The 12,429-nt window shown below is 73.3% G+C and carries 8 protein-coding genes; all 8 read left to right on the top strand.

Annotation, left to right across the window (positions count from 1 at the left end; translation table 11 throughout):
- Positions 1-171: 171 nt before the first annotated feature.
- The 8 genes from AB0399_RS17635 to AB0399_RS17600 all read left to right on the top strand — a co-directional run bounded on the left by AB0399_RS17635 (position 172) and on the right by AB0399_RS17600 (position 12,416).
- On the top strand, positions 172-2,304 hold the full coding sequence (locus AB0399_RS17635; protein ID WP_329364330.1) for an EAL domain-containing protein: 2,133 nt from the start codon (positions 172-174) through the stop codon (positions 2,302-2,304).
- 288 nt (positions 2,305-2,592) lie between these two features.
- Complete coding sequence (gatC, locus tag AB0399_RS17630) at positions 2,593-2,889, top strand: Asp-tRNA(Asn)/Glu-tRNA(Gln) amidotransferase subunit GatC (protein ID WP_202236395.1); 297 nt, start codon at positions 2,593-2,595, stop codon at positions 2,887-2,889.
- Positions 2,890-2,893: 4 nt separating this feature from the next.
- The gene (gene gatA / locus AB0399_RS17625; protein WP_329364326.1) at positions 2,894-4,387 is read left to right on the top strand and encodes an Asp-tRNA(Asn)/Glu-tRNA(Gln) amidotransferase subunit GatA; all 1,494 of its coding nucleotides are present in this window, start codon (positions 2,894-2,896) and stop codon (positions 4,385-4,387) included.
- On the top strand, positions 4,384-4,671 hold the full coding sequence (locus AB0399_RS17620; RefSeq protein ID WP_329364324.1) for a hypothetical protein: 288 nt from the start codon (positions 4,384-4,386) through the stop codon (positions 4,669-4,671). The genes gatA and AB0399_RS17620 overlap by 4 nt, the downstream gene beginning before the upstream one ends.
- A gap of 30 nt (positions 4,672-4,701) precedes the next feature.
- Positions 4,702-6,204 carry an Asp-tRNA(Asn)/Glu-tRNA(Gln) amidotransferase subunit GatB gene (gatB, locus tag AB0399_RS17615; RefSeq protein ID WP_329364322.1) on the top strand — a complete coding sequence of 501 codons (1,503 nt, stop codon included), beginning with the start codon at positions 4,702-4,704 and terminating at the stop codon, positions 6,202-6,204.
- A gap of 216 nt (positions 6,205-6,420) precedes the next feature.
- Positions 6,421-8,757, top strand: coding sequence for an MMPL family transporter (locus AB0399_RS17610; RefSeq protein ID WP_366411903.1), 2,337 nt, complete (start codon positions 6,421-6,423; stop codon positions 8,755-8,757).
- 309 nt (positions 8,758-9,066) lie between these two features.
- Entirely contained in the window at positions 9,067-9,345 is a 279-nt protein-coding gene (locus AB0399_RS17605; RefSeq protein ID WP_329364318.1) for a hypothetical protein, read from the top strand.
- A 104-nt stretch (positions 9,346-9,449) separates the two neighbouring features.
- The gene (locus tag AB0399_RS17600; RefSeq protein WP_329364316.1) at positions 9,450-12,416 is read left to right on the top strand and encodes an AAA family ATPase; all 2,967 of its coding nucleotides are present in this window, start codon (positions 9,450-9,452) and stop codon (positions 12,414-12,416) included.
- Positions 12,417-12,429: the final 13 nt, after the last annotated feature.

Raw genomic sequence — 12,429 nt, 5'->3', positions numbered from 1 at the left:
GGGGCGCACTGAAGCATTGACGGCCGATCGGTGCCCGCGGCGCGCCGTCGCGGCCTACTGTTGAGGAGCGCTCCTGTCGGGGCGGCAGGATCGCGGCGGCCCGTCGGCCGAACCGCGTCCCCCGGCACCCGCGCACCTGCTTGCTTCATGGGCTGTGAGAGGGACACGGGTATGGAACCCACGGAGAGTGCCGGAGCGGCACGGCTGCCCCGAAGCAGCGTGGCCGCGCCCGTTCTCCCCGCGAGCCCGGCGCCCTTGGTGCGGTGGGCCGTACTGGTCGCCGCGGCCGCCGCGCTGGCCGCCGGTGTGGGCCGCTTGCTGGACAACGGCGACGCGCTGTTCCCCGGCGGCCGGATCGGCTGGGCGCTCGCCGTCCTCAGCGGGATCATCGTCGGTCATCTCGTCGCGATGGGGCGCGACCGCTGGTGGGGCGGCACCGGTTCCGGTGCCGCCCTCGTGCTCGCGGTGCTGCTGCTGTTCGGCTGGGTGCCCGCGGTGCTGGTCAGCCTCGCGGTGGTGGTGCTGGTCGGCGCCGCCCGCCGGCACCGCTGGCGGCAGGCCGGGCTGCACGGCGCGATCGACATCCTCGGCATCGGCGCCGGCGCGCTCAGCCTCGACCTGTTCGGCATCCACCCGTCCGTGGCGCACCCCTGGACGACCGCCGACTGGGGCTGGTCGGCGCTGCCCTGCGTCGTGGTCACCGCACTGGCCTATCTCGCGGCGACCCGGGTGCTGCTGTGGGCCGCGTTCGCGCCGCGCGGCGGGCTGCCCACGGTGGCGCGCACCGCGCTGGTCCGGCAGGGGCTGGTCGGCGCGGCCCTGCTCGGCATCTCCCCGCTGATCCTCGTCGTCGCCTGTGACCAGCCGGCGCTGCTGCCGCTCTTCGCGGTCCCGCTGATCGCGCTCGACTCCACGCTGTGGATCGTGCACGCCCGCGCCGAGGAGCAGTTGCGCGACCCGCTGACCGGCCTGCCCAACCGCCAGTGGCTGCTGGAGCGCACCTGGTCCGCGATCGACGCCGCGCGGACCGTCGGCCGCGCCGAGCCGGGCGAGCCCGCGCCCGCGGGCTGGGGCCGGGTCGGGCTGATCCTCATCGACCTCGACAAGTTCCGGTCGGTCAACGACACCCTCGGGCACCTGGCCGGCGACCGGCTGCTGCTCCAGGTCGCCGACCGGCTGCGGCTGGCCCTGCCGCGCGGCGCCGAGGCGGCCCGGCTCGGCGGCGACGAGTTCGCGGTGCTGCTGCCCGCCTGCGACTCCGCCACCCGCGCGCAGCGGATCGCCCGCACCCTGGTCGCCGCGCTCGGCTCACCCCTCAGCCTCGACGGGCTGACGCTGGTGCTGGAGGCCAGCGCCGGCGTCAGCGTCTTCCCCGAGCACGCGTCCGACGCGGAAGGGCTGCTGCGCCGCGCCGACGTGGCGATGTACCAGGCGAAGCGGGACCGCAGCGGCGCGGAGGTCTACGAGGCCACCCGCGACGCCAACACCCCCGACCGGCTGGGCCTGCTCGGCGACCTGCGCAGGGCGCTGGACGCGGGCGACGTCGAACTCCACTACCAGCCGAAGGTGCGGTTCGACGGCCAGGTGGCCGGGCTCGAGGCGCTCGTCCGCTGGGAGCACCCCGAGCGGGGCCGGGTCAACCCGGAGGAGTTCATCGCGATGGCGGAGACCTCCGGGCTGATGCCGCGGCTCACCGAGTACGTCCTGGACACCGCGCTCGCCCAGATCGCCCGGTGGCGGGCGATGGGCCTGGACGTCCCGGTCGCCGTCAACGTCTCGCCGCGCGACGTGCACAGTCCGGGGTTCGCCGGGGCGGTGGCCGCGCGGCTGGCCCGCCACCAGGTGCCGCCCGGCTCCCTCCAGCTGGAGATCACCGAGCACGTCCTGCTGGAGGACCCGCAGCGTGCCGCGGACACGCTCAACGGGCTCACCGGACACGGCGTGAAGATGTCCCTGGACGATTTCGGCACGGGCTACTCCTCGCTGGTGCACCTGCGGCGGCTGCCGGTCAGCGAGCTGAAGATCGACCGCTCGTTCGTGGCCCGGCTGATCGCGGACGCCGAGGACGCGGAGATCGTGCGCTGCACCATCGACCTCGCGCACTCCCTCGGGCTCATGGTCGTGGCCGAGGGTGTCGAGGACGACGAGACGTGGGAGCGGCTGCGGGACCTGCGGTGCGACGCGGTGCAGGGGTGGCTGGTCGCCGCCGCGATGCCCGAGCAGGAGGCGACGCACTGGCTTCAGGCACGGGGGGACCGCGGCTGGCAGCGGCCCGCGGCGGCGCTTCCCGCGAAGCGCGCGTAGCGGGCTTCGCCCGCGGAAGCGGACCGACGGCGCCCCCTCCCCGGGGCTGGGGCGCTGCCGCGGAGGACGTTCACCCGTCAGGGGTGCGGGGTGGGCGGCATCGCCGCGAGGCTGAGCCCGCGGGCCCGGCGCGCCACGAATCCGGCTGGTCGCGCGGTTCCCCGCGCCCCTGACGGGCACCGCCTTCCGCGAGGGCGCCCCTCCGGGGGGAAACGGGGTGCGGGGACTTCCACGGGGCACCGTAGGATTGGGCACCCATTGACATCTCACCCCGCAGAGGACCGCTGCATGCCTGGCATCACGCCCGAGGAGGTCGCCCACCTCGGCCGGCTGGCGCGGATGGAGCTGTCACGCGAAGAGTTGGACCACTTCGCCGGACAGCTCGACGACATCATCGGCGCCGTAGCCCGCGTATCCGAGGTGGCCGGCGAGGACGTCCCGCCGACCTCTCACCCGCTGCCCCTGACCAACGTGATGCGCTCGGACACCGTCCGGCCGTCGCTGACCCCGCAGCAGGCGCTGTCGGGTGCGCCCGCGCAGGAGCAGCAGCGCTTCAAGGTCCCGCAGATCCTGGGGGAGGACTGACGCCGTGACGGACATCATCAGGCTCACCGCCGCCGAGACGGCGCAGAAGATCGCGTCCGGCGAGCTGACCGCGGTCGAGGTGACCGAGGCGCACCTGGCCCGGATCGAGGCCGTGGACGAGAAGGTGCACGCGTATCTGCACGTGGACCGGGAGGGCGCGCTCGCCCAGGCCCGCGCGGTGGACGCCAAGCGCGCCGCCGGGCAGGAGCTGGGCCCGCTCGCCGGGGTGCCGCTGGCGCTGAAGGACATCTTCACCACCGAGGGCGTACCGACCACCGTCGGCTCCAAGATCCTGGAGGGCTGGCTGCCGCCGTACGACGCGACGGTCACCAGGAAGCTGAAGGCCGCCGACGTGGTGATCCTCGGCAAGACCAACATGGACGAGTTCGCGATGGGCTCCTCCACCGAGAACAGCGCGTACGGCCCGACCGGCAACCCGTGGGACCTCACCCGTATCCCGGGCGGCTCGGGCGGCGGCTCGGCCGCGGCGCTCGCCTCGTACCAGGCGCCGCTGGCGATCGGCACCGACACCGGCGGCTCGATCCGGCAGCCCGCCGCGGTCACCGCCACCGTCGGGGTGAAGCCGACCTACGGCGGGGTCTCCCGCTACGGCATGGTCGCCTTCTCCTCCTCGCTCGACCAGGGCGGCCCGTGCGCGCGCACCGTGCTGGACGCGGCGCTGCTGCACGAGGTGATCGCCGGCCACGACCCGATGGACTCCACCTCGGTCGACGTCCCCGTCCCGCCGGTGGTCGAGGCCGCCCGCAACGGCGACGTCAAGGGCCTGCGGATCGGCGTCATCCAGGAGTTCGGCGGCGAGGGCTACCAGGCCGGCGTGGTCCAGCGGTTCGACGAGTCGGTGGAACTGCTGCGCGAGCTGGGCGCCGAGATCGTCGAGCTGTCCTGCCCGTCGTTCACGTACGCGCTGGCGGCGTACTACCTGATCGCGCCGTCGGAGTGCTCCAGCAACCTGGCCCGCTTCGACGCGATGCGCTACGGCCTGCGGGTCGGCGACGACGGCACCAGGTCCGCGGAGGAGGTCACCGCGCTGACCCGCGAGGCCGGCTTCGGCCCCGAGGTCAAGCGCCGCGTCATCCTCGGCACCTACGCGCTCAGCTCCGGCTACTACGACGCCTACTACGGCTCCGCGCAGAAGGTCCGCACCCTGATCACCCGCGACTTCGAGCGCGCCTTCGAGCAGGTGGACGTCATCGTCTCGCCCACCACGCCCACCACGGCGTTCCCGATCGGCGAGCGCGCGGACGACCCGCTGGCGATGTACCTCGCCGACCTGTGCACCATCCCGGTCAACCTGGCCGGCAACGCGGCGATGTCGCTGCCGTGCGGCCTCGCCCCGGAGGATGGTCTCCCGGTGGGCCTGCAGATCATCGCGCCCGCGCTCAAGGACGACCGGCTCTACCGGGTCGGCGCCGCAGTAGAGGCCGCCTTCGTGTCGAAGTGGGGCCACCCGCTACTTGAGGAGGCACCGCAGCTATGAGCACCCAGACGAAGTCCGCGGCGAAGAGCACCAGCGGCAAGAACAACGGTTCGGCGGACCTGTCGGCCAAGGGCGGCAAGAGCAAGAGGGGCACCTACCTGTCCATCGGCACCTCGCTGTTCAGTGCCTTCACCGCGGTGAAGAAGGTGCGTTCCGCCCGCAGCGAGGAGGACAACCTCCAGCTGATCGACGCCGTGCTGCGCGCCGCCGCGGTGACCACCGGCATCGTGCTGCTCGTACGCGAGCTGCGCCGGCTGAGCGATGACGACGTCCTCGCGGACTGACGGACCGACGGAGAAGAGGTACAGGGAACAGTGACCGTCACGGACCTGCTGTCCTACGAGGACGCGCTCGCGTCGTACGACCCGGTGATGGGCCTGGAAGTCCACGTGGAGCTCGGCACGCGGACGAAGATGTTCTGCGGCTGCTCCACCGAGCTCGGCGCCGAGCCCAACTCGCAGGTCTGCCCGACCTGCCTGGGCCTGCCGGGCGCGCTGCCGGTGGTCAACGAGATCGGCGTCGAGTCCGCCATCAAGATCGGCCTGGCGCTCAACTGCGAGATCGCCGCATGGTGCCGGTTCGCCCGGAAGAACTACTTCTACCCGGACATGCCGAAGAACTTCCAGACCTCGCAGTACGACGAGCCGATCGCGTTCAACGGCTACCTGGACGTCCAGTTGGAGGACGGCGAGATCTTCCGGGTGCTCATCGAGCGCGCCCACATGGAGGAGGACACCGGCAAGTCCACCCACATCGGTGGCGCGACCGGCCGTATCCACGGTGCCTCGCACTCCCTGCTGGACTACAACCGGGCCGGCATCCCGCTGATCGAGATCGTCACCAAGCCGATCGAGGGCGCCGGCGCCCGCGCGCCCGAGGTGGCCCGCGCCTACGTCGCCGAACTGCGCGAGCTGATCAAGGCGTTGGGGGTGTCCGAGGCCCGGATGGAAATGGGCCAGATGCGCTGCGACGTCAACCTGAGCCTGCGCCCGCACGGCCGGGAGAAGTTCGGCACCCGCAGCGAGACGAAGAACGTCAACTCGCTGCGCAGCGTGGAGCGGGCGGCCCGCTTCGAGATCCAGCGGCACGCCGCGGTGCTCTCCTCGGGCGGCACCATCGTGCAGGAGACCCGGCACTTCCACGAGGAGGACGGCTCCACCGCCTCCGGCCGGATCAAGGAGGAGGCGGAGGACTACCGCTACTTCCCCGAGCCGGACCTGGTGCCGGTCGCCCCGGCCCGCGAGTGGGTCGAGGAACTGCGGGCCGGGCTGCCCGAACTGCCGCTGGCCCGCCGGGGGCGGCTCAAGCAGGAGTGGGGCATCTCTGACTTCGAGATGCAGTCCGCGCTCAACGCCGGTGCGATCGACCTGATCACGGCCACCATCGACGAGGGCGCGGACGCGGCCTCGGCCCGCAAGTGGTGGATGGGCGAACTGGCCCGGCACGCCAACGAGACCGGCGCGGAGCTGTCCGCGCTGGCGATCACCCCGGCGCAGGTGGCCAGGGTCGCCGCGCTGGTGGCGGCCGGCGACCTCAACGACAAGCTGGCCCGGCAGGTCATCGAGGGCGTGCTGGCCGGCGAGGGTGACCCGGACCAGGTGGTCGACAAGCGCGGGCTGAAGGTCGTCTCCGACGACGGCGCGCTCGGTGCGGCCGTCGACCAGGCCATCGCGGACAACGCGGCGGTCGCCGAGAAGATCCGCGGCGGCAACCTCGCGGCGGCCGGCGCGCTCATCGGCGCGGTCATGAAGCTGACCCGCGGCCAGGCGGACGCCAAGCGGGTGCGCGAACTGGTGCTGGAGAAGCTCCAGGGCTGACCCGGAGGACGTCTCCAGGGCGACCTGGACGACACGCCCGAGGAGGCGGCACCCCCGATCCGGGGGTGCCGCCTTTATCCTTTTCGGACAGTTGTGAGGAGCAGCACGAAAGCCGCAAAGGATCTCTTTCTCCTGGCACAGTAGGCGGCACGTATCGCCACGGGACACGCGGGGCGTACCGACCACGCAACCGCACCCGCAAGGGGACAGCAGCCCATGGCCGTACTCGCCCGGTGGTGCCTCAGCCGCCGACTCACCGTCGTCCTGCTGTGGCTCACCGCACTCGTCGGACTCACCGCCGCCGCCACGGTCGCCGGCTCCGCGTACTCCCAGAAGTACGAAGCGCCGAACACCGAGTCCAGCCACGCCGCGGAGCTGCTGCGAACCGCGTTCCCCGGACAGGCCGGCGACTCCGACTCGATCGTGTGGCACACCGAGCACGGCACGGTACGCGCCGGCGCCGTCGAGCAGACCATGACGAAGGTGCTCGACCAGGCCCGCACCCTGCCCGGCGTCACCTCCGTGATCAGCCCCTACGGCTCCTCGGGCGCCGCCCAGATCAGCTCCGACGGCCACACCGCCTACGCCACCGTCGGCTACGGCAAGGACGCCGACGGCGTCAGCCGCGGCCAGGCCCAGGCGCTGGTGGACACCGCCAAGGCGGGCCAGGGACCCGGCCTGGAGGTCGAACTCGGCGGTGAGGCGGTCGGCAACACCGAGGCGGCCAGCGCCCACCTGAGCGAGGTGGTGGGGGTCGCGGTGGCCGCGGTGGTGCTGCTGGTCGCCTTCGGGTCGTTCGCGGCGATGCTGCTGCCGATCGCCACCGCGCTGATCGGCTGCGGCACCGCCTACATGGGCACCGTGCTGCTCGGCCACGCGATGACCGTCGCCGACTTCGCCCCGATGCTCGGCATGCTGATCGGGCTGGGCGTCGGCATCGACTACGCGCTGTTCATCGTGACCCGGCATCGCAAGGGCCTCAAACGCGGGCTGTCCGTCGCCCGGGCCGCCGAGGAGGCGGTGGCCACCACCGGCAAGGCCGTGGTCTTCGCCGGCGGCACGGTGTGCGTGGCGGTGCTCGGCATGCTGCTGCTCCGGCTCAGCTTCCTCAACGGCGTCGCGGTCGCCGCCTCGCTGACGGTCCTGCTCACGGTCGCCGCGTCGGTGACGCTGCTGCCCGCGCTGCTCGGCTTCATAGGGCACCGGGCGCTCAGCAGCAGGGAGCGGCGGGCGCTGGCACACGGGGGCGGCTGCCAGGCCGCGCAGCACCGCCGATCCGAGGAGCACGCCGGCTGCCGCGGCGCCGACACCCCCGCGCAGCCGGCCACCGGCGTCGCCGCGCGCTGGTCCGGGTTCGTCTCCCGGCACCCACGGCTGCTCGGCGCGCTCGCCGCCGTCGTCATGGTGGTGCTCGCGCTGCCCACCTTCTCGCTGCACATGGGCACCTCCGACCAGGGCAACGACCCCTCCACCGCGACCACCCGCAAGGCGTACGACCTGCTCGCCGACGGCTTCGGGCCCGGCACCAACGGCCCGCTCACCCTGGTGGCCACCACCGACAGCGCGGGCGCGCTGGTCGCCCTCGAACACCTGCCGCAGACCCTCCGGGACACCCCGGGCGTCGCCTCCGTCAGCGGCCCCGACATCGACGCCTCCGGCAGTACCGGCGTCATCACGGTGGTGCCCGACAGCTCCCCGCAGTCCACCGCCACCTCCCATCTGGTCGACGAACTGCGCCACGACGTGCTGCCGACCGCGGAGAAGGGCACCGACCTCCAGGTCTACGTCGGCGGCTCCACGGCCAGCTACGACGACTTCGCCGCGGTGGTGATCGGGAAGCTCCCGCTCTTCGTGGGCTGCGTGGTGGGGCTGGGCTGCCTGCTCCTGCTGCTCGCCTTCCGCTCGATCGGCGTCCCGGTCAAGGCCGCGGTGATGAACGTCGCCGCCGTCGCCTCCTCCTTCGGCGTGGTCACCGCGATCTTCCAGTGGGGCTGGGGCAGCGAATGGCTGGGGCTGGGCCGGGCCGGGCCGATCGAACCGTTCCTGCCGGTGATCCTCGTCCCGGTGCTGTTCGGGCTCTCCATGGACTACCAGGTCTTCCTGGTCAGCCGGATGTACGAGGAGTGGCGGGAGACCCGGGACAACCGCCGGGCGGTACGCGTGGGGCTCGCCGAGACCAGCCGCGTGATCAACTCCGCGGCGGTCATCATGGTCGCGGTCTTCCTGGCGTTCGTGCTCAGCGGGGACCGGGTGATCGCGATGTTCGGCATCGGCCTGGCCGCGGCGGTCGCCCTCGACGCCTTCGTGCTGCGCACCTTGCTGGTCCCGGCGCTGATGCACCTGCTCGGCCCGGCCAACTGGTGGCTGCCGGGGTGGCTGGACCGACGGCTGCCGCAGCTCAACATCGAGACGGTGCCGACCGCGCGGCCGCCCGCCGCCGCACCCGTCCCGTCACCGGCCGGCGCCGTGTCACCGGGCGCCGTGCCACCGGGCTCGGTACCCGCAGGCGCCCTGACCGCGGTCGAGCCACCCGCGGGGCGCGTCACCGTATGACCGCGGCGGATCGTCGGGGCGCGTGACCCCGGTGCGCGCCCGTACCCGGGCGGCGCGCTCCGACTCAGTCCGTTCGACGTCGACTAAGGCGCCCTCAGGTGCCCTGTAAGGCGTCTAAGGCCCCGCGCGCTCGGATAAGGCACCGTCTAAGGCGCATCTGAGTACCGCCTAGGCCGATCGTGCGGCCGCCTAGGCACATGAAGGCCCCGGCAGGCACCGGAACTTCGGGAAGCTGCCCGATGTGGCCGACCCCCCTTGGAGACGAAGCTAGGAGGCACAAAGAGAGCAGCACTTCCAAGGAGCAGCCAGATGTTTGCTTACGAACTCCACCAGGCCCGCAGCGCCGAACTCCGCCGTCGCGCCGAGGAGCGTCGCCTCGTCGAGGAGGCGAAGGCCGGTCGCGCCGCGCAGCGCCGGGCCCGCGCCCAGGCACGCCGCGCCCAGCCGCATACCGCGGCGCGCACGGACGCCGAGGGGGCGTCTCCCTCCGATCGCGCCGGCACCTCCCGGGTCGGTTCCACCGATCGCTCCGGCGCGGGCTCCCTCGGCCGCGTCCACCGGGCCCCGAGCCCGCGTGGCGCGGCATGACCACCCAGCCGGCGACCCGGGGTGCGGCGAGGAACGGGCCCGCCACCGCACCCCGGGCCGTAATCGGTGTCGCTACAGGCGCCGGGCGTGCGATGCTCGGAAACGTGCAGACGCAGTCCCTCAGCCCCGAGTTCATCGGCCGCGACACCGAACTGGCCCGGCTCACCGCCGCGCTGTCCGCCGCCGACGGCTGCGAGCCGCAGGCGGTGCTCATCGGCGGCGAGGCGGGCGTCGGCAAGACCCGGCTCACCGAGGAGTTCATGGCGGCGGCGCGTGCAGCGGGGGCCGTCACCGCCATCGGTGGCTGTGTGGAGATCGGCGCGGAGGGCCTGCCCTTCGCGCCGGTCTCGACCGCGTTGCGCCACCTCTACCGCACCCTCGGCACCGAGCTGACCAGCGCCGTGGCCGGCCAGGAGGCCGAACTCGCCCGGCTGCTGCCCGAACTGGGCGACAGCGGCGCCGGCCACCGCGACCAGCACGACGAGGAGGGCCGGGTCCGGCTCTTCGAACTCACCGCCCGCCTGCTGGAGCGGCTGGGCGCCGACCGCACCCTCGTCGTGGTCGTCGAGGACCTGCACTGGGCCGACCGCTCCACCCGCGAACTGCTCGCCTACCTGTTCCGCTCGGTGCAGCGCGCCCGGTTGCTGATCGCCGCCACCTACCGCAGCGACGACATCCACCGCCGGCACCCGCTGCGGCCGTTCCTCGCCGAGACCGACCGGCTGCGCACGGTCGAGCGCATCGAGCTGAGCCGCTTCAGCCGCGACGAGGTGGGGCGCCAGCTCACCGCGATCCTCGCCGAGACCCCCGGCGAGGCGGTGGTCGACGACGTGTTCGCCCGCTCCGACGGCAACCCCTTCTTCGTCGAGGAGCTGGCCTGCAGCATCCGCGGCGACTGCCTCAGCGGCATCAGCGACTCCCTGCGCGACCTGCTGCTGGTCCGGGTCGAGCAACTGACCGAATCGGCCCAGCGGGTCGCGAAGTTCGTCGCCGAAGGCGGCAACGCCGTCGAGTACCGCCTGCTGGACGCCATCACCGGCCTCAGCGAGGACGACCTGCTCGACGCGCTGCGCACCGCCGTCGGCGCCAACATCCTGCTGCCCTCCGACGACGGAGACGGCTACCGCTTCCGCCACTCCCTGGTCCGCGAGGCGGTCGGCGACGACCTGCTGCCCGGCGAGCGCAGCCGGATCAACCGCCGCTACGCGGAGGCGATCGAGGCCGACCCGTCCCTGGTCCGGGCCGGCGAGCGCGCCGCCCGGCTGGCCAGCTTCTGGTACGCCGCACACGACCCGGCCAAGGCGCTGCCGGCCGTGCTGCGCGCCGCCGTCGAGGCCCGCGACCGGCGCGCCTACGCCGAGCAGTACCGCCTGCTGGAACGCGCGCTCGAACTGTGGGACACCGCGCCCGCCGAGGTCCGTGAAGCGCTGCGGCTGGCCGACTTCGTGGAGGCGTACGCCTCGCTGGTCCACGCCGAGTACACCTCGGCGGCCCGTACCGGCGACCCGGAGCGGCCGATCCACTTCCTGGACCTGCTCGCCGAGATCACCGTCGCCGCCCGGCTCGGCGGCGAGCGCGAACGCGCCTACACGATGGCCAAGCGGGCGCTGCGGCTGATCGAGCTGGACGGCGCGCAGGACCCGCTGCGGGCCGCCTGGTTCTGGTCCCAGCGCTCCCGGCTGATCGAGGACCTGGGCCGCGGCGACGGCTGGGAGGAGCTGGGCAGGGCCCAGGAACTGGTCCGCGGGCTGCCGTCGTCGGCCGCGCACGCCGAGGTGCTGGCGCAGACCGCGGGCTGGATCATGATCCACAACCCCAGTGCCGCGGGCATCACCGCCGCCGAGCAGGCCGTCGAGTTCGCCCGGCGGGCCGGGACCCGCGACACCGAGTTCCAGGCACGGATCACCCTCGGCGTCCTCCAGGCCGACTGCGGCGACGTCGAAGGCGGCATCGCCGAGATGGAGGACGTGCTGGCGCAGGTCGTGAAGTTGTCGCTGCCGAGCCTCATCGCCCGCGCGCACGGCAACCTCGCCTCCGTGCTCGAAGGCGCCGGCCGATCCGTGGACGCGCTGCGGGTGGCCCGCGCCGGGCAGACCCTCGCGGACTCCCAGATCTCCGGGCTGACCCGATCCTGGTTGCTCCTCGACGAGGGCGAGTCGCTGCTCTCGCTCGGCCGCCTGGACGAGGCGGCGGCCTGCCTCACCGAGGCCAACCGGCTGGTCCCCAGCGCCTATCTGAAGGCCGGCGGCGAGCTGCTGTTCGGCTTCCTCGCCCTCATCACCGGCGACATCGACGCCGCCGCCGGGCACCTTGCCGCCGCCGCGGACGGGCTGCGCAGTGACAGCCAGCCGCAGCACCAACTGCCGCTGATGCTGCTCGGCATGCGGGTCGCGCTCGCCCAGGGCCGGACCGCCGACGCCGGCGCGGAACTGGCGCGCGCGATCACGCACGGCTTCCCGCTCGGCTCGTCCCGGTTCGCCTGGCCGATCATGGTCACCGGCGCGCGCATCGACCCCGAGGCCGTACGCTCCGCCGCGGCGCAGCTGGCCCGGCCCACCTCGCTGAGCCGGGCCTACGCGGCGCTGCTCGACGCCGAACTCGGAGGCGACGACACCGCGTTGTGGGCCGCGGCCGAGGACGCCTTCGCCGCCGAGGAGCGGCCGCTGGAACTGGCCCGGGTCCGGCTGTGCCGCGCCGAGGCCCTGCTCGCCGAGGGCGGAGCCGGTGCGCGCGACGAGGCCGGCCGCCTGCTCGGCCTCGCCGACGCCACCGCCACCGGGATCGGTGCGGTGCCGCTGGCCGGGCGGGTCGCCGAACTCGCCCAGCGCGCGCGGCTGCGCACCGCCCCCGAGGACCCGGTCCGCACCCTCGGGCTCACCGCTCGCGAGCGCGATGTGCTGCGCCTGGTGGCCGACGGCCGTACCAACCGGCAGATCGCCGAGGAGCTGTTCATCTCCCCGAAGACGGCGAGTGTCCACGTCTCCAACATCCTCGCCAAGATGTCCGTGTCCACCCGCACGGAGGCCGCGGCGCTCACCCATCGCCTCCAGCTCTTCCCGAAGGCGCGATAGCGCGAATAGCGCG

The organism is Streptomyces sp. NPDC088194, from assembly GCF_040702025.1.
Taxonomy (GTDB): Bacteria; Actinomycetota; Actinomycetes; order Streptomycetales; family Streptomycetaceae; genus Actinacidiphila.
The sequence above is the reverse complement of the archived record's forward strand: the minus strand, read 5'-3'. Positions and strand labels throughout refer to the sequence as shown.